Source organism: Hominenteromicrobium mulieris (assembly GCF_046197855.1).
Lineage (GTDB): Bacteria > Bacillota > Clostridia > Oscillospirales > Acutalibacteraceae > Hominenteromicrobium > Hominenteromicrobium mulieris.
The window spans coordinates 46,884-73,011 of sequence record NZ_CP173188.1 but is presented as its reverse complement, the minus strand read 5'-3'; the positions used below and the strand labels follow the sequence as shown (position 1 = coordinate 73,011).

Sequence of the window (26,128 nt, the reverse complement as noted above, 5' to 3'; positions counted from 1 at the left end):
GCTTATTGTTGAATCCTCCAGCCCTCAGCCTGTTCCCGAATCTTAATAAATTCCTGATAGGTTCCCCTTTGAGCCAGCAATTCCTTATGGGTTCCTTTCTGCACGACGGTTCCACCATCAATGACAAGAATTTGATCCGCATTTTCAATCGTCGCCAGTCTATGGGCAATCGTTATGATTGTTTTACCATGTGTCAGTGCGGAAATAGCCTCTTGAATCAAATGCTCATTCTCTGGGTCAATGCTGGCCGTGGCCTCGTCCAAAATGACAATCGGCGCATCTTTCAGCATGGCTCTGGCAATCGAAATCCGCTGCTTTTCACCGCCGGAAAGAGAAGAACCGCCCTCCCCAATGACGGTATCATATCCATCTGGCAAGGCCATAATAAAGTCATGGCAGCGCGCTTCTTTTGCAGCGGCAATCATCTGTTCCTCCGAAGCGTCCGGGCTGCCGAATTTGATATTGTTACGGATTGTATCCCGGAACAGATATACATTCTGGAACACCATACTGATATTTTTTAGTAAGCTGTCACAGGTAAATTCTCGAATATCTGTTTCTCCTAAAGTGATTTTTCCGGCGTCAACATCATAAAAGCGTGCAATCAGGCTACACAGGGTAGACTTGCCGCTCCCGGAGGGACCTACAATCGCTGTTGTGGTATTCTGCGGAATCGTGAAATTCACATCATGCAATACAGTCCGTTTATCGTAACCAAAGGATACATCCTGAAAAGTAATGTCATACGAGGTCGGTGTAATATCTTTTCCGTCTTGGTCGATATATTCTGCATTTTCCAGAGCTTCCAGCTTATTCATAGCGGAATCTATAAGACCCAGCATGTGAGCCGCGTCGTTAATGTTTTCCACACTTCCAAAGATTACGAAAGAAAACAGAACAAACATCAGGAAATAAGCAAGACTCATTTGCCCGTTAAGTGTCTGCCATGCACAGATAAACACAATCCCCATAGATGCCAGTTTTAAGGAGAACAGATGCAAGCAGTTAAATGGCGTATAGCCTTTTTCTACTTTGATATGAATATTTTTCAAATCCGTATTTGCCTTGCGGAAACTTTCGATAGAAGCCCCTTCCTGTCCGAACGATTTAACGATGGACAGCCCGCGGATATATTCAATCGCAGAGCCAGACATATCCTCCATGGCCTGGTGCGTGATAGCAGCGGTCTTTTCACTATGCCTGCTGATACCATGTAAGGCCAATGAGGAAAAGGCAACGCCGACAACAGAAATCACTGCTGCGGCTGGACTCAGGAAAAGGAAACACAGAAGAATTGCAATAAACTTTGCATATCCGTTGATGATGATGTCAACCATCTTCATTCCCTGCAATTCAAGTGTGGATAGCTCCGTGGTAACACCTGTCAGAATATCGCCCACGCTGTTTTTAGAAAAATATCCCAGAGGAACCCTTTTCAGCACATCGCCTAAATGGATTCGCTGCCCTGCGGCTACTTCATAGCCAATGCTTTCCTGCAACACCGCCCGCAAATAAGAGAGTAGAAAGTTAAGCGCAATCGAGCCAACAATAATCCAAAGCGTCTGCCAGATCAGGGAGGATTCTATTGTGTTGCCTGCCCAATAAGCTGCGATTGCTTTATCAAGGGCATAAGCGGCAGCCATTGTAGGGATCGCCGTAGACAGGCTGCTGAAAAAGGAAAAAACAGAGCCAAGATAGAGGCGTCCCTTATATTTCCCCGCCCATTTAATGATCCGTTTCATAGACTTAAACATGAGCGGCCACCTCCTTCTTTTCACTCACAGACCAATTCTTCGCCCCGATGTGGGCTTTCCACATATCCGCATAAAGCGGACACCGCTTCAACAATTCTTCCTGCTTTCCGCAATCCACAATCCGGCCTTTTTTCAACACGACAATCTGATCTGCGTTCTGAATGGTGGAAAGGCGGTGGGCGATCACAAGAAGAGTTTTACCCTTTGATAACGCCATGATAGATTTCTGAATTTTATCTTCGTTCTGCGGGTCAGTAAATGCTGTCGCTTCATCCAAAATAACAATCGGGGCATTTTTTAGGATCGCCCTCGCAATCGCAATTCGCTGTTTTTCGCCGCCGGACAGCCTCTTTCCGGCATCACCGGCAGGGGTATCATATCCTTTGTCCAAACGCACAATAAATTCATCACAGCAGGCCGCTTTCGCCGCCGCATATACTTCTTCATCTGTGGCGTTTGGATTTCCAAGACGGATGTTTTCTTTCAGGGAGCAATTAAACAGGAAGTTATCCTGCGTCACAAAACTGACCAGTTCGGAAAGCTGGCGTATAGACAACTCTTTGATATTCTTCCCCCCAATGGTAATGTTGCCGCCTGTCACGTCCCAAAACCTTGCAATCAGACGGGCAATCGTTGATTTACCGCCGCCAGACGGTCCTACAAGTGCCGTAAAACTTCCCTCTGGCAATTCCAGGTTCACATCATGCAACACTTCATTTTGCTCGGAACCGTCATAGGAAAAGGTTACATGCTTCAACGCAATATCATTGTGAGGAATAGATACGATTTTCCCTGAATCCGGCAGTACAGGCAGGTTCAAAAGTTCATTTGCCGCCTCTACTGCATATTCCATAGACTTTGCTTCGTTAATGAAAGTGGTTGCTTTCATCAACGGTCCAACAATGCTGAGGGAAAGGATAATCCCCATTGCAAGCTCCGCAGGGGAGATACTTCCATTCTGCACCAGCAAAAGGCCGACAGGAAGAACCCCCAGGAGCGTTGTGGGCATAATCGCCATCATAAGGTTCATCGATTTCCATGTACTCTTAAACCATGCCAAGGTAAACTCTTTGAACGACTGGACAGCATTAACAAATTTTTCATAGGAGCTTGTGCTTTGGTTAAAGGCCTTTACAACCTCGATACCTTCCACATACTCGATAATAATACTGTTGACGTGGTTATTTGCCTCCATATAAGCGGCGTACTGGCTGTTATAGTTCCTCATAAGGAAAAACATAGGAATCATGGCCAGCACCGGAGCAATCAGAACCGCCAATCCCATGCGCCAGTCAATGACCATCATCCAGGTAAAAATTGCAACAGGGAGTAGGAGGTTAGAAGTCAATTCCGGGATCATGTGTGCCAAAGGTGGCTCTAAATCCTCCACCTTATCCATGATGATATTTTTCAGATAGCCGATTCGCCGCCCCATCACTTCGCCGAGAGGCGCTTTCATCAGCCGGTCCGCAATTTTAAGCCGGATTCCTTCCAAAATGGTATAGGCTGAAATATGCGCCAGGATCGTAGAGATTCCGTGGCAGGCAACCCGCAGCAGGTAGCCCGCTGCTCCAACCAGACACCAAATCAGAATGCCATTCAGGGTCACATTCTGATTGATAAATGCCAGCAGGATTTCATATACAGCCCAAAAAGGAATAAACCCTCCTGCAACGCTCAGAATGGCGCAGAATACCGAAAGAGCCATTTTCCCCTTGCATGGTGCGGCGAAGGAAAACAGAATTTTCACCCAATTATCTTTTTGCTGCTTCATTACAATCACCTTCCTTCTTTTTAGTCAGCAAAGAAAAAAGGATGGGTAGTCTTTGCTAACCATCCTTATTGTAGCAGTATTCAATTCTTCTTTCCTCTCCAAAACGGCATTTATGCACCGTTTAGAAAAAAGATTTTCGATATTCCATCGGCGTCTGCCCTATCACCTGCCGGAAAGCTGTTGCAAATTTACTGGGGCTTTCATATCCCACAGCTCCGGCAATTTCCGCAATCCCTTTTTTGGAATCCTGCCGGAGCATTGTGGCAGCAACGTTCATCCGATAACGGCGAAGATAGGAATACATGGAATCTCCGTATATTTCCTTAAAGCAGGTTTTCATCCCCGTCAACGAAATCTGGAATCGTTCAGCTAATTCATCCATCGTGTAATGCTCCTGCAAATTTGCCGTAATAAGATCATGGATCGCTTTGATTTTTTCTACCTGACCTTTATAGAAATAAGGGCGATCTTCTTTGGAATCAGAAAACTGCAAAGCGTCCAGATATAAAAGCAGCTCCAGGGCTTTTACTTTATAGTAGTCACTTTTGATCTGCTGCGGGACAAAGTAAAGCTCTGAAAAAATATGTTCAATTCCTGGCTCATTATGAATCACAAACGGTTTCTTGTCATTGCAATACTTTTTTTGAAGCTCGTACAAATCAACAGAAAATCCGCCAAAAAAGTCTTTCAGCGCCGGCACAGCAATGTCCAGATCAAATCCCAGGGTCATCCCATGATAGTGGCAGAGTGGAAAGCAGAACCGTCCCGAATGGGAACGCCGGTCATCCACACGCATCTCATTCTCTTGCAAATAGCTATACGCATGATTGTCAATCTCGCTTTCGATCCGTCCCTCCCTGCAATGGTCTATATAGAGAAGCGAACTGTCCGTACTACTCTGAAAGTAGGAGGTACATTCTTTCAGGTGCATATCGCTATACATCACAAAAGCGCCATCAAAAATTTTGTGGGCTGTCATGGTTCCCTCGCCGCTCTCGTCAAAAAGCTGCAGGACAACGCAATCCTCAGTTTCAATGACATTTTTAACATTTGAGCCGCAGTTTATTTTACCATCAAACAGTTTGATTTCCGCCGCCTCCTTCCATCATAAAGAAATTAAATAACCGTTCCCGTCCTTCCGTATCCTGGAGGAAATAGCTTTCCTCCAATCTGCCGTTTTCCAGATGGATCACATAATTGCAGCACCTGAGTATAAATTCAGGATCATGGGTTACAATCACAATGGTTTTTCCTGAATCGGCAAGTCCTTTGACCGAATCGGCCACCTGCCTCATATGAAAGAGATCAAGGCCGCTGGTAGGTTCGTCAAATAGTATAACCGGACGTTCAGAGGCAATCGCAGAAGCAATCGCCACACGTTGTTTTTGCCCTCCCGAAAGCCCCATCGGATGGCAGGCTTTGTACGGGAGCAAATCCATTTCTGTCAAGATAGCCTCTGCCTTTGCCACATTTTCAGGCGATTCATCGGAATCTTTCCCCGGCATACTTAACAGGACTTCCTCTAAAACGCTCTCCGTAAAAAGCTGATGATTTACATCCTGCATGACCATATAGCATAGCTTCAGCCGCTGTTTGCTTGAATAGGAAGTACCATCTTTTTCGAGGATACCTTTACATCTTTTTTCCAATCCGCATAAGCAACGAGATAGTGTCGTTTTTCCGGCTCCATTGTGCCCGATGACCGCCGTTACATTTCCGGCAGGAAGCTCTATATTTTCCAGAGAAAGCGTTTCCGGCTGTTTCTTGTATGCGAAATGGAAGTGGTTCAGTTTCCATATCCCCTGCCCTGAATGTAGACTGGCAGGCTCAATGTCTGCAAACTCACCCAGGCCAAGAGGCCGTAATCCCATTTTAGCTTTTTCCGCCGCCGGAATCAACTGAAATTCCGGCAAAGTATAATCCCCTTGTATTTCCCCGTCGCTTAAATATATGATCCTGTCTGCCAGATCATAAAGATAGTAGAGCCGGTGCTCCGCAATAATAATTGTTTTGCCCTGTGACTTCAATATTTTTAACAGTTTCCGAAAATCAGCGATGGAATAGGCGTCAAGGTTGGAAGATGGCTCGTCCAAAACAAATACATCCGGTTCCACAGCGGCGGCAGATCCACAGGCGATTTTTTGCTTTTCCCCACCGGAAAGGGAGAAAACACTTCTGTCCAGCAGATTTGTAAGGTTCAACTGCTCTGAGACCAGCTTTACCCGCTTTCGGATTTCTGCTTCTTCCAATCCATGGTTTTCACATCCAAAGGCAATTTCGCTGGTCGTATCCACATTAAAAAATTGAGAACGTGGATTCTGAAAAACAGAACCCACTTTTTTTGATATATCAAACAGGGAAAGCCCGCTCATATCTTCTCCATCAAGCATGACAGTGCCTTCCAGCTTTCCATCGTAATAATGAGGAATCAGTCCGTTAAACAGCCGTGTCAGTGTGGTTTTACCGCAGCCCGATGTTCCGCAGAGCAGTACAAAATCCCCGTCGTTAATAGACAGGTCAATATTTCTTAATGTTCCGTGTCCTTTCCTGTCCCCAATGTCAGTTTCATTTGGAGGGTAGGAAAAAGAAACTTTTTTACATTCGATCATAGGCCTACCTCCCTGTAATCATCGTGACAATAGGAATTGCAAAAGCCACCACACATAGCAGCAGGAAAAAAACATCCTGCACATGAAAGCCGATTTCGCAGATGTTTGTCCTCTTGACCGGACCGCCCAATCCTCTTGTCAGGGCTGCCGCATTTAATTCTTCCCCGATCTTGACGGAACACATGATAACAGGGACAAGCCTGTATTCCAGCATTGCACTGGCTTTGCCCCCGCCAAAACGGATTCCTCTCATTTTCATAGCGTCCCCTATGGCATTATATTCTTCTACAACAGTAGGGAAAAATCGGAATATCACGGACATAGGAATGATGATCTGCTCCGGTAAATGCAGCTTCTTCATGGCGGCAACAAACTCGCTGACCGTCGTCGTCCTGACCGTGATGTATCCCATCATAATCCCCGGCACAAACCGCATAAAGAAACCGCAGATTGCAACAACAAGAAAGTTAGGAAGGCCGGACAGGTGGGGGAGCGCCCATAGTTGCAATATATAGCTGCCGCCATATAAAACAAAATAGATAACCGATCCCTTCCACGATTTTTCCGTGAGCAGCAGGATCAATGGAACAGCAGCCAAAATAGGAGCAAACTGTTTAGAAGCAGCCCCACCTCCGCCGCTCAAGACAAAGAGGGCAATCGTGATAAGCAATGCCAACTTTGTCCGAGGGTCTAACGACAGGCCGGTTTCCTTTTTTTTGCTTGCTAACAATTCACGGCGCATTATGCAATACCCGCACGCTTAAAGTGCTTTTTGAAAATTTTCTGGCCGATCACACCGCCGATCACGCCGCAAACGAATCCGGCAATCAAAAGAAGGGGGAGCGTATATGCCGAGATATAGCTCATAATGGAATCTGCATACTCTTGTCCATAACCGCTGATTAGCTGCTGATAGTAGCTGTCCCGTGTTGCAACAATGGGAATGTAGTTTCCGATGATCCACATGGAAAAAACACCATGCGATATGATTCCTTTTTTTGCACTCTTATAATCGCCGGATTTCAAAACAAGATCAGCCAGGACACCGAACACGGCACCGGTAATAATGCTCCAATACCCCATGCCGGTCAGCAACATTAAAATACCGCAGATCAGTCCTGTCAGCGATACCATTCCAAACTTCTGGACTTTAGAATAATACAGCATCATTACGATTCCGCCAATCAGCGGAACCAGCACGATCAGAAGCGGAAGAAAAATAGGGATAAATCCCAGCATGGCAATCGCCATCATCACCACAAAATAGATCGCAGTGAAGATTCCAACATTGATAAGGTCTTTTCCTTGTAGTTTATTCATTATTTGGTCCTCCTGTTTGCTTTTGTGTTAGCACGAACTAACCGCATTTCAGTATAGCAGATATGTCTGTATGTTTCTTCTCCAAAAAGGCATTTTCGCTCCAAATAGACAATTACTTTGCTTTTGTTATCTTTACGGGGAGTGATTGCCTGCGTGTGTGCGTGAACATAGAACTATTCAACATTGAACAGAGGCGGTTCTTGCATAATTTGAAATGGAAACAGCCAAAATCACCGCTTCAAATTGTAGTATTAGTAGAGGGAGAAATAGAAGGTAGGGTTTCGATAGCAAGCACAGCAAGCGAGTACCCGCTTGCGATTTTTCGGATTTTCAGGTCCCTTGCCCGAAAATGAAAAATGTTTGTTGGAATAATCTCAAACTCTTATGAAGAATGGAGGCAGCGCATGGCGAACCGAAAACGGAATATCCAGATGAATTTTATGTCACAGAGAATAAAAAACGGCTCATAGATGAGCGGATAAAACTGATAGCCTCCCTACCGCATTCTATATCATTCTCGTTTGGCAACGAACTAAAAGCTGAAATCTGCAATTCATCCTCATAGTTCAATTAGCAGCCGGAAACGCCATAATCATGGAGCAACCATGTTATCAAAAAGGAATCAGCATAATCAGTCCTGTTCTCAAGCACAATAAGGTTATTCCTTTGTGCAAATCGGAACGATAAAATATATTTGAGGTGAACGATTATGCCGATTGATGATTTAACTGCTTTAGGGCAGAAAATGAGAGAGGCCAGAAAGAATAAAGAACTGACACAACAGGAACTTTCCGATCTAAGCCATGTTTCTGTAAAGCAAATTGCCAATATCGAAAAAGGGAAAATGAACCCGTCCTATTTGATTTTGAGAGCATTGGCAAAGGTCCTGCACATCTCTTTAGATACGCTTATAAATCCAGATATTTCTCTGGAGGATGAGGGTGTCAATCAGATGAAAATGCTTTATTCCAGCTGTCCGCCAGAAATGCGCGACACCCTGTTGCATCACACACAGGAAACGGTGAAAGAGCTAACAGAATTGTCCGAGAAATTTGAAATGAATTGAGCCAGTGAGTGAAATTTAACGATTCTCTCACTGGTTCTTTTCATTTTCGGAGAAAAGAGGCAAGCAATGCCGGTGTTAATACACACCGACCCGCAGAGAAGAAAATCCCTTTGTGATTTTCCTCTCCGCTTGCTTGTTGAGGGCAGCGCCCCCAAGCCCCTTTGAACACAGAATTTCATTCTGTGGCTGCGCGTTCTGCGAACGCTTTTGACCAGGACCAGCTTACCGCTGGCCGTGGTCTTTTTCTTTTTCAACATCCTGTTCTACCTCCATTTTCAGGACCCGATCCACATTGGCCTTTGCCGTTAAAAGCTCCCGCATTTCTTCACGGGAACGCCGGTACTCGGCATAGGTCTTTTTCTTTTCTTCCAGCAATTTCGCATACTCTGTCTGTAACTCTTTGACCTTTGGCAGCTTCTTGACTCCCATCTCATCAAAGGCATTCTTAGCAGCCTGGTGGAGCAGAATTTCTTCCTCATGTTCCCCCCGGAATTTCTTAGAGTAACCCGCCTTGCGGTATGCCACATAGACCTCACGGGTCTTGGCATAATTTACGATGTGAGTACGCAGAACAGCGATCTCTGCCATGCGCTTTTCAGCCGCTTTGATCTGCGCCGAAAGTTCATTATGATGTGCCGTGGCAGCCGTAGCCTTTTCTTCCAAAACCGCATACTCCAGCAGGTTATGCTCTGACAGGTAATTCATGGTCTGCGCCATTTGCTTCAGATTGAAAACTTTGGCCCATCGAGCATAGCCAGCACCCTTTCCGGCCTGCAATTTTGCCTGAATGTCCACCAGTAGATTGACCTTCGGCGGCTCCGGCTGCACGACGGTTTTTTTACGGGGCGTATGCTGTTTTTCTCCGGCCAGCACCGCACGAATTTCCGCTTCACTGTACCCGGCCCCCAGCTTGTCATCCATGCGGGCTACATTCTTCCAGCCGGGTGCTTTGAGCCGGATCGCTTTCCCGCGCCGGGATACCTCGCAGCCCATTTCGGAAAGCAGTTTCAGCAGCGCATCAAAGTCCGCTGGATTCTGCTCCAGCGCACGGTCAATCATTACTCGCAGCAGCTCTCGGTGAGAGGGCTTTGCCTGATCGCCCAGCCACTTGTTATAGCTCTTTCCGTGAGATTTCGGATTCTCTACAATGGACAGTCCGTTTTCAATGCAGATGGTATCACTTAACCTGCGAACCGCCTTGGTACTGCCCCAAAAGTTTCGGAATTTCCGGTCATATTCTAAGCTAACCGATGACCAGATAATGTGATTATGAATGTGCGACTTGTCTATGTGAGTGCAGACCACAAAGGCATGGTTGCCTTTAGTAAATCGCTTGGCAAATTCCACACCCAGCCGGTTAGCTTCTTCCGGAGTAATCTCGCCGGGGCGGAAGGACTGGCGCACATGATAGGCAATCACGTCATCTGCACCGCGCACTCGTCCGGTAGCGGCAATGTACTGCCGCTTTGCCAGAAGGAACTCCGCATCCGCAGTCCGGCTGTCACACGCATAGCCGGTAATGAGCCTGCCGTTATCTGTTTTCTTTGGATTGGCCACATAGTCGATGATGTCACTGATTGCCCGACTCTCTGTGCGGCCTTTGCCGACATGAAGCGGCATGATTCTTGTAGTTGCCATAATAGAAGGCCCTCCTCTCATAAATATTTTTGTTTTCGCTGAACTCTTTGCTTCTATCGTTGCAATAACTTTCTCCGCTGGGTATAATAAAAAAGAACTTTCTACAACCTCAAAGGAGGGATTTCTATGATAGAACAGCTCATTGCTGAAGCAACAGAATGTGATTTCAAAGTTGCTCTCGAAATAAAAAAGCCAAAAAGCTGGTTAAAAAGTGTCAGTGCCTTTTCCAATGGAATCGGCGGCACTCTGTTTTTCGGAATCTCTGATGACCGGAAACCTATCGGCTTGTCCGATGTTCAAAAGGATGCTGAGGCGATCAGCCGCTTAATTAAAGAACGAATCACACCATTACCTCAGTTTATCTTAAAACCATTACAGGAAGATGGTAAACATCTATTAGCTCTGGAGGTTTCTCCCGGCCGTAGCACCCCATATTATTACAAGGCAGACGGCGTAATGGAAGCATATATCCGTGTTGGAAATGAAAGCGTAATTGCCCCGGATTACATTGTGAATGAACTGATCTTAAAGGGAACCAATCAGTCCTTTGATACCCTAACAACAGACGCGGTAAAAAAGGATTACAGCTTTACACTTCTGGAAGCAACCTATCTGGAACGGACCGGTCTCCGCTTTGAGCCATCCGATTATGTTTCCTTTGGTTTGACTGATAAAAATGGACTCCTGACCAATGCCGGAAAACTCATGACCGATCAGCACACGGTTTATAACTCCCGTATGTTCTGTACCCGGTGGAATGGCTTGGAAAAAGGCTCTATCTTTGATGATGCGCTGGACGATAAAGAATACGAGGGAAATTTGATTTATTTACTGAACAGCGGCAGTGAATTTATTCGCAATAATTCCAAAGTCCGTTTTGTCAAAAAGGCACAGTATCGTGTAGACAAGCCGGATTATGCTGAACGAGCTGTGACAGAGGCTCTTGTTAATGCGCTTATCCATCGTGATTATATTGTGCTTGGCAGCGAAATCCATATTGATATGTTTGATGATCGGGTGGAAATCACATCTCCGGGCGGTATGTTTGGCGGCGGCTCAATTCAGGAATACGATATTTACAGTATCCGTTCCATGCGACGAAACCCTGTGATTGCTGACCTGTTCCACCGCATGAAGTACATGGAACGCCGTGGAAGTGGCCTACGCAAAATCGTCAGTGAAACTGAAAAGCTGCCTGGATACACAGCGGCATATAAGCCTGAATTTTCCTCAACAGCGACAGATTTCAGAGTCATCTTGAAAAATGTAAACTACAACTTAGAGGGTGACGCCCACCAAGTTATCCACCAAGTTACCCACCAAGTTATTGAACTATCAACGGTATCCAAACAGATTTTGACTTTTTGCACAACACCAAAATCCAAGAAAGAGCTTGCAGTATTTTGCGGCTTCAAAGATTTAAGAAACTTCACTTTGAAACATATCAATCCGCTTTTAGAATCCGGGCAATTAGAAATGACTATTCCCGATAAACCTAAAAGTCGCAATCAAAAATATATTACAGTTCGTTCCGAATAAACAGAGAAGCAGGGCATTGGGTCTCATCTCCCATTGTCCTGCTTCTCTGTTTATTCCAAATTATATTCACATCATTTACCCATACACCCAATCCTGTATCGCAAATTTCAAACTCTGCACCTTTCCCAGCAGCCAGATCGCAGCCAGCGGCAGCCCCATCGGGCTAATCAAAAATGCCATAACCAGCAAAATCACACCATTCTGCGGGGAATAGGTAATCAGCACAGCCACGCCAAGCAGAGCAATTACCGTGCTTAGTAGACCAAGCACCAGACCGGATATGTAGATCAGCCCCGTGCAGAGCCAGACAAAAAGCGTCAACGCCAAAATGACCGGTGCAGTTACGATCATCAGCAGACATTTCAAAATCTTCATTTCTGTTCCTCCTTCCAACGCTCCAGATACTGTTTGCATAGGGCATCCGCTTCTCTCTCATCATCTTCCGTCACTTCCCGTTTTCCTTTGGTCAGTTCAATCTCCAGATAAGTCCGGTAATCATCGGCTAAGAGGTCGAACAGTTCCTTGGGAGTATGGCACACCTCGCCAGAGCAATAGTGAAAATCTTGGTCAAATTCAACTCTTACACATCCATGGCGGCTGATATAAACTTCTATGGTCTCGTCTGCGGTTAGGTAATCCGCAAAAATCTCCAGCACCTTTTCAAAGGTCAGCATCTGTTTTCACTCCTTTGCTACGCTTCTTATTCTACTCATATTATCCGGTACGGACAGGCAAAAGACAAGGATACAGACAAAAAGAAAAAGCGGAGGAAGGTGCGGCGAAGAAACGCCGTTCCTCCCTCCGCAAATGGAGTATCTATCCCTGTTATGAAAGTTTGGAGAGTTGGGTAAGGATTTCCTTCACACCCTCCCACAGTTGTTCCTGCCGCTGGGATATATCCTCCAAGTCAGCATTATAAACCCGCCCGGTCTCATGCACTTTGCGGGTCAGCTGGTTCAAGTTGTTGCTGCTTCGGCGCATCAGGGAGACCAACTCCTTCATCTCTGGCAGTTCCAGCTTGACCACATAACCATCCAGCGCCATTTTCCGCAGATAAGCGCTCAAATTCTCTGTCCCGTATTGCTGCATCTTTTGATGGATCAGTTCCAGTTCTTCTGCGGACACCCAAAACAAAACCGGCACATCCCGCTTGCGCTTTGCCATGGTTATCGCTCCGGCTCCCGTTTTTTCGGGGCGGCAGGCTTATGGGCGGGCAGCTCCTGTTTGAGCTTTTGCAGGACAGAACTTTTCTGCTGTTCCTGCATGGTTTTTCTGGCCTGCCTGGTAAACAGATCGGTCAGACCGGGATTGACCCCATCTACCACCAGATAGGCACAGTGGCGGGAAGCGCCGCTGTCCTCCAGCGTAGGAATGTTTTTTGCCCATGCTTTATTGTCCTGAGAGATACGCCCGTCATAGTTCTTGCGCTGGATGGTGTTTGCAAGAATAAACTGTACCCGTTCCGCCCCGAACTTTTCCAGCACATCTTTGACCGCCGCCTCCGTATCCAGCCGATTCTCTGCATAGTGGGCGCTGATGGTCTGCTCAATGGCTTCTTTGCAGGCGCTGTTCGCCTGATATGAGAGGTTGTACTGTGCCATTTCCCCATGCTCGGACGCATAGGCAGCAGAATGTGGATAGACCGGTGTTGTTCGCAGTTCCTCTTTGGCTCTGCACACATCGTCGGCACGGCTTTCAATGCTGTCCCGGATCACATCCATATAGCCGGTCTCCAGCTTTTCAAAATAGCGGTACACATCCGCCAATGGAGAGGGAGATTCCAAAAGTGCCTTGGCCTGGGCGTCGGTCAGCTCCAGCTCCTCCATCGCCATCACAATATCCTCACGGACAGTATATTCATAGGTGTGGTGCAGGATTTCTTCCGGGGGCTGGCTTTTCAGCCAGTCCCGGAACTTATCCTGTTCGGCAGCCATCTTTTCATAAAGGGCTGTATTCAGATCGTTAGTATTCATGTTATCGCACCTCCTCATGCTGTTTTGGTTTCTTGTCTGTACTGCGGGGTTGCACCGGGCGTTTTAGGTTATCCAGCACCGAAGGCCGTGTGCTTTTGGCAACAACAGACTCGGTGTGTGCCTGCCCCTTTCCGTCGATGTTGAGCAGGGTATCCAGCTCCACCAGACGGGCGTTTTTGCTTCTCAGTTCTTCTTCATAAAGGAATGGCTTTCCGACTTCCTCCTTTGCGGCAGCCTGCTGCTGATAGAGGTTATCCAGCTGGGCCTTTGCCGCCTCCAGACGCTGGGGCATCTGAGCAAGGGCATTGTCGATACGGGTAAGATTTCCGCGAGGGTCTGTACCAAGGGTTGCCCGGTGGGTCATCTGGCCTTTCAACAGGAGCGTATATTCCTGTTTCCACGCTTCAAATTCCACCAACATAGTGAATCCACGGTAACTGCCAATCTGCACCGGATCAGAGGTTCTGACCTCCTTGCAGGCATCCAAAAGGGCTGCACCGGCGTTCTCCTTATCGGTCAGCAGGTCTCCACGAATCTCCATACCAGCAAAACCGTCCTCCGGGTGCGGGTGAGCTGCCAAAACCTCCAGATCGGATTCAAAGCCCTTGATAAAACCTTTGTGCTTTTCAATCTCCTCCGGGAAGTATTTGAGCAGCTGGTCCTCCAGACGATATTGCTTGCTCTGGTGGTCGGCTTTCATCAGTTTCAGGCGGGATACCTCCACATCCAAATCCATACGCTCCTTGATACGGGGGTCTCCGGCACACAAAGCCTTGATCTCGGCAAAGGAAAGCGCCGTTTCATCCACATCATCGCAGGAACGCACCGGCGATTTAGAAGTCATGATCTGGCTGATGAATTTCTGCTTGTTTTCCACCGTCTGCCAGAGGTAGGCATCAAAAGTTCCCTCCGTGACATAGCGGTACACATGGACAAGAGGGTTCTGGTTGCCCTGGCGCTCGATACGGCCCTTGCGCTGGGCAAGGTCTCCGGGTCTCCACGGACAATCCAGATCATGAAGTGCCACCAGACGGTCCTGCACATTGGTGCCTGCGCCCATCTTGGCGGTGCTGCCCAAAAGGACACGCACCTGACCGGTACGGACTTTAGAGAACAGCTCCTTTTTCCGCACTTCGGTATTGGCTTCATGGATAAAAGCGATCTGGTCGGCAGGCATCCCCTGGGCAATGAGTTTCTGACGAATATCGTCATATACCGTAAAGACCGGTTCCTGCTCCGGCAGAGGCACAGCGTCTTCCAGTGCGTGAAGCAGTGGATTATCCAGCGTTTTCGCCGCCTTGCTTACAGGAGCTTTGGCCTGTGGTGTAGAAATGTCGCAGAACACCAGCTGGGTCAGCTTGTCAGCTTTGCCGTCCCGCCAGATCTGCATGATGTTGTCCACGCACTGATTGACCTTTGTGCCAGGTTCATCCGGCAGCATCTGGTTGACGATCCTCTGGTCCAGCCCCAGCTTGCGGCCATCCGAGGTAATCTTGAGCATATTATCCTGGGACGGGTCAACGGTTCCGCTGTGTACCAGCGATGCGCGCTCCGAAAGAGCCTTGACCATTTCCTGCTGATGTTCGGTGGGCTGCGCCACGATGTTGTGGTACTCCACTTCCGGGGTAGGGAGATTTAACTGGTCGGCAGTCTTAATGTCGGCCACTTCTTTGAACAGGTTCATCAGCTCCGGCAGATTAAAGAACTTGCTGAATCTCGTTCTTGCCCGGTAGCCGGTGCCTTCCGGTGCCAGCTCCAATGCTGTGACGGTCTCCCCAAATCGGGAAGCCCAGCAGTCGAAGTGGGTCATGTTCAGCTCTTGCAGGCGTTCATATTGAAGATAACGCTGCATGGTGTAAAGCTCGGTCATGGAGTTGCTGACCGGTGTGCCGGTGGCAAAGATCACGCCACGGTTTCCGGTGATCTCATCCATATAGCGGCACTTGGCAAACATATCGGAGGATTTCTGCGCGTCCGATGTGGAAAGACCAGCCACATTCCGCATTTTTGTGTATAAAAACAGGTTCTTGTAGTTGTGGGCCTCGTCCACAAACAGCCGGTCCACACCCAGCTGCTCAAAAGTTACCACATCATCTTTTCGCCCCTCGGCTTGCAGCTTTTCCAGTCTGGCTTCCAGAGACTTTCTGGTACGCTCCAGCTGCTTGACGGTAAAACGCTCGCCGCCGCTGGCCTGCACCTCTGCGATACCCTCGGTGATCTCGTCGATCTGCTCATAGAGAAGCCGTTCCTGACGCTCCCGGCTGATGGGGATACGCTCAAACTGGCTGTGTCCCATGATGATGGCGTCGTAGTCACCGGTCGCAATACGGGCGCAGAACTTCTTGCGGTTATGGGTCTCAAAGTCCTTTTTGGTTGTGACTAAGATGTTGGCAGAAGGATAGAGGCGCAGAAACTCCGATGCCCACTGCTCAGTCAGGTGGTTGGGAACCACAAAGAGAGATTTCTGGCACAAGCCCAGGCGTTTGGCTTCCATCGCAGCGGCCACCATCTCAAAGGTTTTGCCCGCGCCTACTTCGTGTGCCAGCAGGGTATTTCCGCCATACAGCACATGGGCGATGGCACTTTTCTGGTGTTCCCGCAGGGTAATGGCCGGGTTCATGCCGCCAAAAGTGATATGGCTGCCATCATACTCGCGGGGACGGGTAGAGTTCATTTCTTCGTTATACTGGCGCACCAAAGTCTGGCGGCGCTCCGGGTCTCTCCAGATCCAGTCCCTAAAGGCTTCCCGGATCGCCTGCTGTTTTTGGGCAGCCAGAGTGGTCTCCTTGGCGTTTAGTACGCGGCGCTCTTTTCCGTCTGCGTCCTCTATGGTGTCATAGATACGGACATCCCGCAGGTTTAAGGAATCCTCCAGAATCTTGTAGGCGTTGGCGCGGCTGGTTCCGTAGGTGGTATAAGCTGCCACATCGTTGTAGGATACAGAAGATTTCCCCTTGATCTGCCATTCAGCAGTAAAGGAGGAATAGTTGACCTCAATGCTGCGCTGGAGATAAAACGGGGTGTTGAAGGTCTCGTACATAAACTGCTGGATGTACTCCTTGTCAATCCAGGTAGCGCCCAGACGCACCTCAATTTCCGACGCATCCAGGTCTTTGGGCTGGGCGGCGGTAAGAGCTTCCACATTGACTGCAAAAGAAGGGTCCTGCTGTGCCGCCCGCTGCGCCTGACGCAGTTTGCGGCGTACATTGCCGGAAAGGTATTCATCAGCAGTCACATAATGGGGTGTGCCGTCCTGTTCCAGCTGTCCCGGCACACGGAAGATCACGCCTTGCAGTTCTCCGGCCAGTTCTTCTTTTGTTTTTCCGGTAAGCTGGCTCATATAGCCCATATCCACGCAGGCTTTTTCCGAGATAGACACCGCCAGTGCTTCACTTGCCGTATCCACCACAGCCACCGCCTGATGGGGCTTGATGGTCCGTTTGGTGAACATATCCGCCTTGCGCTCCAGCTTTCCGTCCTCGTCGATGACTTCCAGCGCACAGAGCAGGTAATAGGAAGAATCGTCTGCATAGGCCAGCCGATTTGCACGGTCATTGATGAGACCGTATTTGGCAGAAAAGCTGTCATAGAGGCTGTTCAGTTCCGCCTGCTTCTCCCGAATGGTGCTGTCCGGAACCGCTGCATCCATCTGAAGGTCGATCAGTTCCTGCACACAATCACGCAGTCCCACAAGACCTTTCACGCGGGCTTCGGCGGTGGCGTTGAGGTCAGGGCGCACCATGCGGCTGTTTTCCCGATAGTACACCTGCCCGTCTACAATGGCATAGGAATAGTTCTTCACATTGGGGTCAGCAGGAATGGAGGTGTCAATGGCTTCGCCCTCGCCCAGCTCCGGCAGCTCTGCCTCCTGATAAGTGCCATGAATGTACTTCACAGCATCATGCAGCTGGTCGGAAAGCTCCAGTCCCTCGATAGGGTTCACGGTGTAATCCATACCATGAGAAGTGCTTACCGGCTCCTGTCTGCCCAGCACCATTTCCGGGTGGTCGATAAAATACCGGTTGATGGCAAACCCGTCCTCCGTCTGTCCGGTCTGGGTCCATTCCGGCACGATGTCCAGCGGGCGATCCCGCTTTTGGAGAAAGATGATGTCGGATACCACCTCGGCACCGGCATTCTTTTTGAACGCGTCATTAGGCAGACGGATGACTCCCAGCAGCTCGGCACGTTGAGCAAGATAGCGGCGCACGGTGGAATCCTTGGCGTCCATAGTATAGCGGGAGGTTACAAAAGCTACCACGCCGCCGGGACGCACCTGGTCCAGTGCTTTGGCGAAAAAGTAGTTGTGAATACTGAAATTCAGCTTGTTGTAGGCTTTGTCGTTGACCTGATACTGACCGAACGGCACATTGCCGATGGCAAGGTCAAAGAAGTCACGACTGTCTGTGGTCTCAAAGCCGCCTACTGTGATGTCCGCCTTGGGATAGAGCTGCTTTGCGATGCGCCCGGAAACCGGGTCCAGCTCCACGCCGTACAAATGGCTGTTTCGCATTTTCTCCGGCAGCATACCAAAGAAATTGCCCACACCCATAGACGGCTCCAGAATATTTCCGGTCTCAAATCCCATACGGTCCACCGCTTCATAGATGGCCTGAATGACCGTAGGGCTGGTGTAATGGGCGTTGAGGGTGGAGCTTCTGGCGGCGGCATATTCCTCCGGGGTCAGCAGCTCTTTCAGCTGGGCATACTCTAAAGCCCATGCCGGTTTTTCCGGGTCAAAGGCATCGGCAAGACCGCCCCAGCCTACATAACGGGAAAGAATCTCCTGTTGTTCAGGGCTTGCCTGCTGTCCGGCAACTTCCAGCTCTTTCAGCAAACGAATGGCATTGATATTTGCCTGGAACTTGGCTTTCGGACCGCTTTCACCCAAATGCTCATCGGTAATACGGAAGTTTTTTGCATTGCGGCGCAGGTTAGCCTTGTATTCCTCATAGGAGGCTTTCTCGGCAGCTTTGGCATTGGGAAAGGTCTGCCACTGGCCATTGACCTGAATGGAAACCGGGTGTTCGTCCAGCACTTCCTCAAAGGTTTTCTCCGGCTCTGTCACAGGCGCTGGTGGCTCCGGCTCCTCGATATGCAGTCGTTCCACCACCACATCATAAGGCAGATTGTTCTTATCGCCCGGATAGACGGCCATGGTCTCGGAATGGAAGGTCGGGGATTCGGTAGCCGGTTGGGGCTGTTCCGGTCCCAAACCGTCCTGCTGACGGGCGTACATCCCGCGCAGCAAAGGTGCAACCTCATCCCAGCGGAAATACAGCATAGCCAGACGCTTTTCCTCTGCATCCATGACTTCCAGCTCTATGCCCTGTGCCGTGGTACGGTAATCGGCAATATCGCCAGTCTCCAGATTCAGTGTCTCGATCTCACCGGAATAGGCTCTGCTCAGCCAGTAGGCGATCTCGCTGTTGCTCCTGCCGGATTGCAGCAGCGTGGAAATCTGCTTTTTATCCGCTTCATCCATCAGTCCATGAGCCAATACATCCCGCAAGTCCTGATCTGCCTTGTCCGGGTCAATAGGAAGAAACTCGGTATAGTAAGCATTGCGGCGGTCTGCCCGAAGCAGCTGCTCGAACTGTTCTTTGCGCTCTGCCCGGTAGATGGGATATACCATCCCGGTGGGCAGAAGCTGTACGGTGTCCTCCCGCAGCTCGGTGATCTGATAGGCGTCATCCTCGATATACACGGTATCGCCCACGGCATAGACCGGGGCGGCTGGGTCATAGGAGGTTCTTTGCGGAACTGGGCGGCGAACTGCGTCATATTCCTCATCGGAAATGGAAACTTCGGAAGTCTGCTCTGTCTCGGCATCTGCGATCTGCTCTGCATCTGACATCACCTGTTGGATAAACGGGGCATTGTCCAGTTTTTCCGGGTCTGTCACCTGTCCGTTGACGATCCCTCTTTCTTCCAGAGCTTCCCGGATGGCGATTGGGTCGATGTCGTCAAAACGGTTCTGTTCTTCTTCGGTATAGAACCGGTCCTCCTGAATGAGCTGGGCAAGCCTGCGCTGTACCTTCGGCCAGGGCAGCTGCGTTTCCTCCGGGCTGCCGGCACGGACAACGAACAGGCTGTTGCTGTTACTGCCGCCGTATTCCTGAGCCAGCCATGCGGCGGTATCTTTTTCTCTTGCATGGTCTTTCATATAGCGGATAACAGCGTGTTTACTCTCGATATTGCCGTTCCATGCACAAATGGCAGTATCAATATCTTCCTGAGAAAGAGGGCGCAGAAGTTCATGGAGCTTTGGATAGGTTTCGTCGATCACTTCCCGGTGCAGACGCTGGCGGAACTCCGGCACATCCGAATAGAGGCGAATCAGCTCCATATCCTTAGAACCAAGGACCGCACGGCGCACAGCGGCATTGCCCTCGATGACAACATTTTCACGGTCAGAATGCCCGCAGGCATTGCGGTATGCGGCATCCTCGGAAATGGCGGCAGTCGCCACAGTCTTATACTGCTCAAACTGCTCCCGAAGGGTAGGCTTTGGCGTTTCTTCCTCCACCTCCGGCTGCTGGGCTTGGATGGCATCTTCTTCTGCCAATTCCTTTTCAGCCTGGATTTTGTCATACTGCGCCTGTTCCTGTTCGGTAAGATAGCGGCCTTTCTGGACAAGAGAGGTAATGCGCTTGGCAACCTTTTCCCAGTTCAAGTGAACATCCGGGCAGTCCTGCTTTTTATAGTGCAACCCTTTCCCGTCGTGATCTTCGCCGCTGTGTGTTGCGCCGGACAGGGCATGAGAGCGTCCGCCAATGCCATACTCGTCTTTGAGGAATCTCACTTTTTCCTTATCCGTATGGTTTTCCATGAAGAACGCATAGATACGGCCTTTTCCTCCGGCGAAACTGCTTCCGCCGGTCATGGCGGCGTCGATCTCATCCTCAGTAATAAAGTGCTGGACGGTTGGCACTTGGGAAAGCTCTGAAGAAAAGGTCCTGCGGGGCAGGTCAAGGTCCTTCAGGTTCTCCCAGATCTCCCTCGGTCTATGATAGTGAAAACGCAACAGGTCACGGTCCTGCTGATAGGCAGTCCAGAAGGCGGCGTATTCTTCCTTGAGGGTCTGGCGGAAAGCCGGTTCACTCAGCTGCTCCATCAGGCGGCGGGTCTCCTCCGGGAAACCATTGCCTTTGATCTCTGACAGGCAGGACAAATATCCGCCTTTTCTTGCGTCCTCACTGAGATCGTGATACAGATGCCAGAGCTTTTCCGAGAGGAGGGAGCGTTCATAGCCTGCCGCTTCTGCAAGCTCCACATTGGAGGCAAACTGACCACTTTCCAAAAGCTCCCCGATACGCTCTGCGGCACTCTCCCAGGAAATGACCTGGGCAGACCTGTCATAACGGACAGACTTCCCATGGGAAAGATGGATACCATCCTCGGCATACCATGCGCTCACACTGCCAAGGCCATTGCCGCCGTGGTACAGCGTTTTCAGTATCTCGGCAATCTCAGCGGTGGTTTTCTGCTTTTCAAAGGCTGCAACCACACGCTCCCTTTGACGGTCTGTATTGCCGCCCAAACGCAGCACATGGTCGATGTCATTTTGGGTAAAAGAAAAAGCAGAGGATGTATGCGCTACATTCTCTGCTTCATCTATGGATTGGATCTGTTCCGCTTCGGAGAGGAACAGGTTTAGAGTCAGCTGTTGATAAGCTCCGCCATCAGGATCTCCTCGGCCTGAGCTTTGCAGGTGTTCATCAGCCCCACCCACTTCATGGGATCGCTGGCTTTCAGGTCCTCGGTGGCTCCCGCTTCCTTCGCCAGCTGGGGCATCATCTGCTCCAGTCTGCTCTGGGCGGTCTCGTCGATCTCCAGAAGGTGCGGGTACAGCTTCTCGCTCAGCAGCATCTGGTTGTAGAGGATGGGACGGTGTTCCTTCAGGTAGGTTTTCCTCATCCTTCCGTACTTGCCCAAGGGTTTCTCCGGCTGCTGGCTCAGCTTCAGGTCGGGAATCAGATAGTCTCCGTTCTGGATATAGGTCATGGGATTGTTCATCTTGTTTGCTCCTTTCTTGGTTGGCTTCGCGCTCTGCATTTCGGACGGTAACGCCGATCTGCCGCAGCACCTGCTGGTTGATCTGGCTGACCGCTGTTCCCAGCGCTCCGATGGTTGCCGGAGTATTGAAATCAAAGATCGCCATGAAATCTTCGTGGTCGAAGTAGCGTTCCGGCTCCAGTCCACAGCGGGACATCAAAGCGTAAGTGATACTGACGGTGGCTGCTGCCTTGAACTGTACTCCGATGTTAAACTCATCATATTCCTCCAAAAAGGAACCGTCAACGATATAGAAGAAGTCCTGCTGATGCTCCGTCCAGTATTCCTCAGCCAGTTTTCCGGCTACCTCCGTGAGCTGTCCGGCAAGGTCATCACCGGAAACATCATAGGTGCGCTCAAGCATGGCCTGCACCGAATCCAAATGGCGCTCCTCCAGCTGCCACAGCCAGGGAGTGCGGGAATGTTCACGGGTTCCGGTGTCGGAAATATCAAAAACATAGCGCAGGCGGGGTCTGTCCCCGGAATCGTCCACCAGAGCGATTCCCTTGGAGCCGCGCCTTACATACCGGCCCATCTTTTCATTCCACAAATCGTACTCTGCACAGGCGGTAGCGTCCGGGCGCTGGGCGTAGATCATCAACTGCTCATGGAACGGGTACTTGTAAAGGCGGGAAGCAGTGGTGAGAAACCCTGCCCATTCCTGCCAGCTCCCCGTGAGCTGCGTTGTTACCTTCTCCGCCATCTGTGCATATAGTTCAGCTTTGGTTGGCATAGTGTTCTGTCCTCCTTTCAGTTTTGGGGTAAAAAGGTGGGGTGGCATATTGCCACCCCATCCCTGCGATTATGGTGTTTACTGGTCAAAATCCGGATACAACTCCAGCTCGGCAAACTCGGCATCACTCATGGCCTGGAGCTTGCCCAGTGCGCTGTCTGTCAACTCCCGCAGCTCGGTTTCCTCCGGGGCCAGCTCGCCGCGCATCTCACGCAGGCTGTCGATCAGTCCGGTGCGGCTGCCGGTATTGTAAATGCACATCAGGTTCATTTCCTCAAAAGTAAAGTTTCCCATATCAAATCTCCCTTTCCGCACTCTTTTTTGGCGCTATCTTTTTGTGTTCTGCCTTGGGCTGGCTTTTCAGCTGCTCCATGACGGACTTTTTCTTTTCCCGTTCCTCCCGATGGGCAGCGGCAGCCAAATCCATGAGGGAAATGGGCTGACCGTTGCGGGCCTGCTGTTCCAGCTCTGCCACCGTAGGCTCTTTTGCGCCATTGTTGATGATACCGTCGATCATGCCGTAATCGTCCTCCACGGCCATCTCCGCATTTTTCAGCGGATTTTCCGGCAGGAATCCGGGGATCTGGGTAAAACCAACACTGTCACAGTAATGACAGGATACCTTACCGTCCTGTCTGATCGCAACGATGTCGCTGACGCTCATGGAGGGACTGTGAAAGTCCACGGGCTTTTCCAGATTGAATTGCTGATAGAGTTTTTCCAGCTGCTCCGGCACAGTGCCAGACTCCCTCAGAGGAGCTGTGTAAATGAGGTCATAATTGCTGCGGTCTATGGAAATGTTATGGGACTTTAACCAGTCCAGATTCATAAAGCGCACATTCTGCGGATCGTCACGACTTACCTGATAGATGGCAAAGCAATCTCTGTTCTGAGAGAGAAATGCCTGTTCGCGTTCCTGCTGATGTTCCTGACGCTCCATGACCTTTTCATGGAACTGAGGGCTTTTCTCCCATTCCTCATGGTCCACACCGAAAAGACCGCCATGATCCATGATTTCCTGCGGGTCAAACACCATGCTCTCCGTATTGTCCTCATGCAGCACATAGACGGTCAAACCGGCGGCATCCAGTTCCAGCGCCCGTTCTCTGGTAACAGGGAGCATCCCATCATAGGAGTAGCCATATTCCTGCATATCCGGTGTGGATACCTGCTCATCCGGCATGGGATATTCATCCAGTGCCTGCTCCTGCGCTTCCGGCAGCTGGGAAGAAGCAGTCATCTGACTGGTCTCTGCCTGCATTTGCTGATAGGCCGCTTCCTGCAAGGTCTCAATCATGAACATAGGAGCGTGTCTGAGCGAAGTGCTGCCCAAATCGTTGTCATCACAAATCTGGAGAACTGCCTTCATGCGGGAAATCTCCGGCATATCCAGCTGACCACCATCCAGCTCTTTCATGGATGCGGCATCGTAAAGGGTATAGTCCCATCCGCTGTCACAGGACTGGATATGAAGATAGGTGGCATCGTTGATCAGAAACAAAGCCTCCTGCTGGTTGGCATCCGCCCCCAGCACTTCCATTTCCGGCATGGCCGCAGCCAGTTCCTTTACCGCTTTTTGCACCAACGGATTATCACGGTAATAGTCGATTGCCTGAATGGTGTCCAGGTCAATGGTCTGTCCGGTCAAAATCGGAAACGGTCCTTCATAGTCGCTTCCATCTTTCAGCTCAAACCCAATCCCTTTGACCCCGTTCATTCGCTCTGCCGGAATTTCCTGATAGATGCGGACCGCCTCCTCCAAAGACAGGTTATCGTGATATTCTCCAAGGTTTGAAAACTCCATGCACTCTGCCACATAGTAAGTCAGATTGCCGGTTGGCTGCTCTATCGGGGCGGTTTCCGGCTCTGCCTTTGCATGGGGATCAATCCCACGCTCTTTGCAGATTTCCTTATAGTGGCGCTCAATGTCAGAGATCAAAGTGCCGGAGGTCTTATTGATGGTCTCCAAACTGGCTCTCAGCTCTTTCAGTTCCTTGCCCTGACTCCAGCTTGCAATATAGCCGAAGCTGTTTTCTCCGGTCTCAATGCCAAAATATTTGCAGACCGCATAGGAGATGCTTTCAGCCTCCACTTCCTCCGTGTGGCGGTCTTTCCTCTGTTCTTGCAAAAACTGGGTGAGGGTAGAAAAGCCGCCAACAAAATTCAGCCCTTCTTCCTCGGTCAGCATCAGGCGTCCATCTTCCGCCAGCTCCAGCGGCTCTGTCAGCAGAACGGAACCTGCATGGTTTACAACTACTTGTTCTTCTACACAGACCGGCTCTCCGGGGTCGTAGTCAGAACCGCACAGGTCATAGCAATAAACGCCCTCCGGCAGATTATCACGGACAATCCGCCCATTGGAGAACAGACCGGGTTTATCAAACAGCTCGATCTCCTGATATTGCTCGTCATTGGCAATCTGAATCTTTTTCTGATTGTGGAGCTTGCTGTGGGCAATCTCGTGTACTGTGGCCGAAACCGTCTGCACCTCACTCATGCCCTGACGAATGGCGATTTTCTGATGATCGGCAGAAAAATAGCCGTCCGTATCGGCGGCCATTGCTTCAAAAGTGATCGGCACCGGCGCACTGCGGCGCAGAGCCTCCATGAATGCCTCATAATTTGGCACATTGCCGGAAAGGGAGGAAGCAAGCTCAGGCAAAGGTTTCCCGTCGGTCTGGCTCACATCAAAGACCTTGACCGGGCGAAACATGGGGATCTCGATTTCTTTTTCCTCTGTGACGATCTTTCCGTCTTTATCCAAAATCGGAGCCTTGGTATCCGGGTCCAGTTTCTGCTCCTCGATTTTCTTCTTATATGGTGTGGGAGCAATGATGGTAATACCATGCTCGCCCTTTTTTACATGACGCTCAAACTGGTCTTTCCACTTATTGTATCCGGCTACCAATGTAGCGTCCGGCTTCTGCATATAGATGAGCATGGTGTTGTTTACCGAATAGCGGTGGAAGCGGGACATGACGGACAGATAGCGCATATACTTTTCACTCTCAAACAGTTCTTTGATCCCCTGCTCGATGCCATCTGTGATTTCCCTTAGCCGCTCTCGGTTGGTGGGTTTGTTCTCAGCCATGATTTTCACTCTCCTTTCCAAGTGTGTGATTTCTGCTGTGTGTTCTGCAATCCATGCCCTTTGTTCTTCTTCACTTTCATACAGAAAAAGGTCCAACAGGTACTCTACATAGGTTTTCTTCTGGATTGCTTCCACAAAACGGGGGTGCGGTTCTTCCTCCGGTGTCCGGGGAGAATTGTCGGCCTCCCATTTTTTCAGCAGATAGTAGTAATCGGACAGTACGCGATAACACCGCTGCCGGTCCTCCCGAAACTTTTGTGCCTCGGTTTTCTGCCGGACATATTTCCTGCGGGGAGGGGCCTGACTGTCATAGATCAGGCCAAAGTCCTGTGCCAGTTTCTCCGCCGCTTCTTTTGGGGAGAGGTCAAAGAGCTTTGCGGTAAAGTCGATCACATCCCCATCTTCACCGCAGCCAAAGCAGTGGAACCGCTGGTCTACCTTCATGCTGGGGTTCTTATCATCGTGAAAGGGACAACAGGCCATGCCATTTCGTTTGACCTCGATCCCATAAAACGCTGCCGCATCTCTGGTGCTGACCGACTGCTTGACTGCTTCAAATACATTCTCTGCCAT

At 49.8% G+C, this 26,128-nt stretch carries 18 protein-coding genes; 3 read left to right on the top strand and 15 right to left on the bottom strand.

Features of this window, described 5'->3' with window-relative positions:
* Positions 1 to 2: 2 nt before the first annotated feature.
* The 6 genes from ACI0CA_RS00330 to ACI0CA_RS00305 form a co-directional block, all read right to left on the bottom strand.
* The gene (locus ACI0CA_RS00330) at positions 3 to 1,754 is read right to left on the bottom strand and encodes an ABC transporter ATP-binding protein (RefSeq protein ID WP_015518830.1); all 1,752 of its coding nucleotides are present in this window, start codon (positions 1,752 to 1,754) and stop codon (positions 3 to 5) included.
* Positions 1,747 to 3,528 carry an ABC transporter ATP-binding protein gene (locus tag ACI0CA_RS00325; RefSeq protein ID WP_015529865.1) on the bottom strand — a complete coding sequence of 594 codons (1,782 nt, stop codon included), beginning with the start codon at positions 3,526 to 3,528 and terminating at the stop codon, positions 1,747 to 1,749. Before ACI0CA_RS00325 ends, ACI0CA_RS00330 begins: the two co-directional genes overlap by 8 nt.
* Positions 3,529 to 3,649: 121 nt before the next feature.
* Positions 3,650 to 4,507, bottom strand: coding sequence for a helix-turn-helix domain-containing protein (locus ACI0CA_RS00320; RefSeq protein WP_173735524.1), 858 nt, complete (start codon positions 4,505 to 4,507; stop codon positions 3,650 to 3,652).
* Between the two features lie 94 nt (positions 4,508 to 4,601).
* Entirely contained in the window at positions 4,602 to 6,137 is a 1,536-nt protein-coding gene (locus tag ACI0CA_RS00315; protein ID WP_015518826.1) for an ABC transporter ATP-binding protein, read from the bottom strand.
* Between the two features lie 4 nt (positions 6,138 to 6,141).
* Positions 6,142 to 6,879 carry an energy-coupling factor transporter transmembrane component T gene (locus ACI0CA_RS00310; RefSeq protein ID WP_015537389.1) on the bottom strand — a complete coding sequence of 246 codons (738 nt, stop codon included), beginning with the start codon at positions 6,877 to 6,879 and terminating at the stop codon, positions 6,142 to 6,144.
* Positions 6,879 to 7,457 carry an MptD family putative ECF transporter S component gene (locus tag ACI0CA_RS00305; protein WP_008728410.1) on the bottom strand — a complete coding sequence of 193 codons (579 nt, stop codon included), beginning with the start codon at positions 7,455 to 7,457 and terminating at the stop codon, positions 6,879 to 6,881. The genes ACI0CA_RS00310 and ACI0CA_RS00305 overlap by 1 nt, the downstream gene beginning before the upstream one ends.
* Positions 7,458 to 8,166: 709 nt before the next feature.
* Here ACI0CA_RS00305 and ACI0CA_RS00300 point away from each other — a divergent pair.
* Positions 8,167 to 8,523, top strand: a complete 357-nt coding sequence (locus ACI0CA_RS00300; protein WP_008728409.1) for a helix-turn-helix domain-containing protein — start codon at positions 8,167 to 8,169, stop codon at positions 8,521 to 8,523.
* Positions 8,524 to 8,745: 222 nt separating this feature from the next.
* Here the strand turns inward: ACI0CA_RS00300 and ACI0CA_RS00295 are convergent, their stop codons facing one another.
* Positions 8,746 to 10,161 carry a relaxase/mobilization nuclease domain-containing protein gene (locus tag ACI0CA_RS00295; protein ID WP_155202123.1) on the bottom strand — a complete coding sequence of 472 codons (1,416 nt, stop codon included), beginning with the start codon at positions 10,159 to 10,161 and terminating at the stop codon, positions 8,746 to 8,748.
* 126 nt (positions 10,162 to 10,287) lie between these two features.
* On the opposite strand from ACI0CA_RS00295, the gene ACI0CA_RS00290 reads away from it, so the two are divergent.
* Entirely contained in the window at positions 10,288 to 11,700 is a 1,413-nt protein-coding gene (locus ACI0CA_RS00290; RefSeq protein ID WP_155202124.1) for an ATP-binding protein, read from the top strand.
* Positions 11,701 to 11,775: 75 nt separating this feature from the next.
* On the opposite strand, the gene ACI0CA_RS00285 is transcribed toward ACI0CA_RS00290, so the two are convergent.
* The 6 genes from ACI0CA_RS00285 to ACI0CA_RS00260 all read right to left on the bottom strand — a co-directional run bounded on the left by ACI0CA_RS00285 (position 11,776) and on the right by ACI0CA_RS00260 (position 21,692).
* On the bottom strand, positions 11,776 to 12,075 hold the full coding sequence (locus ACI0CA_RS00285; protein ID WP_118496193.1) for a CD1845 family protein: 300 nt from the start codon (positions 12,073 to 12,075) through the stop codon (positions 11,776 to 11,778).
* Complete coding sequence (locus tag ACI0CA_RS00280; RefSeq protein ID WP_015529855.1) at positions 12,072 to 12,374, bottom strand: hypothetical protein; 303 nt, start codon at positions 12,372 to 12,374, stop codon at positions 12,072 to 12,074. Before ACI0CA_RS00280 ends, ACI0CA_RS00285 begins: the two co-directional genes overlap by 4 nt.
* A gap of 151 nt (positions 12,375 to 12,525) precedes the next feature.
* Entirely contained in the window at positions 12,526 to 12,864 is a 339-nt protein-coding gene (locus ACI0CA_RS00275) for a plasmid mobilization protein (RefSeq protein WP_015529854.1), read from the bottom strand.
* A gap of 2 nt (positions 12,865 to 12,866) precedes the next feature.
* Positions 12,867 to 13,673, bottom strand: coding sequence for a DUF3848 domain-containing protein (locus ACI0CA_RS00270; RefSeq protein ID WP_155202125.1), 807 nt, complete (start codon positions 13,671 to 13,673; stop codon positions 12,867 to 12,869).
* A 1-nt stretch (position 13,674) separates the two neighbouring features.
* Positions 13,675 to 19,839 carry an SNF2-related protein gene (locus ACI0CA_RS00265; RefSeq protein ID WP_446806978.1) on the bottom strand — a complete coding sequence of 2,055 codons (6,165 nt, stop codon included), beginning with the start codon at positions 19,837 to 19,839 and terminating at the stop codon, positions 13,675 to 13,677.
* 1,496 nt (positions 19,840 to 21,335) lie between these two features.
* Positions 21,336 to 21,692, bottom strand: a complete 357-nt coding sequence (locus ACI0CA_RS00260) for a TnpV protein (protein ID WP_009003371.1) — start codon at positions 21,690 to 21,692, stop codon at positions 21,336 to 21,338.
* Here ACI0CA_RS00260 and ACI0CA_RS00255 point away from each other — a divergent pair.
* Positions 21,679 to 22,446: a hypothetical protein gene (locus tag ACI0CA_RS00255; protein WP_205125096.1), complete on the top strand. Its 768-nt coding sequence runs from the start codon at positions 21,679 to 21,681 to the stop codon at positions 22,444 to 22,446. The two genes, ACI0CA_RS00260 and ACI0CA_RS00255, sit on opposite strands and share 14 nt — an antisense overlap.
* Before the next feature lie 96 nt (positions 22,447 to 22,542).
* Here the strand turns inward: ACI0CA_RS00255 and ACI0CA_RS00250 are convergent, their stop codons facing one another.
* Entirely contained in the window at positions 22,543 to 22,758 is a 216-nt protein-coding gene (locus ACI0CA_RS00250) for a transposon-transfer assisting family protein (protein WP_002576226.1), read from the bottom strand.
* Position 22,759: 1 nt separating this feature from the next.
* Positions 22,760 to 26,128 carry an LPD28 domain-containing protein gene (locus ACI0CA_RS00245; RefSeq protein ID WP_257267814.1) on the bottom strand — a complete coding sequence of 1,123 codons (3,369 nt, stop codon included), beginning with the start codon at positions 26,126 to 26,128 and terminating at the stop codon, positions 22,760 to 22,762.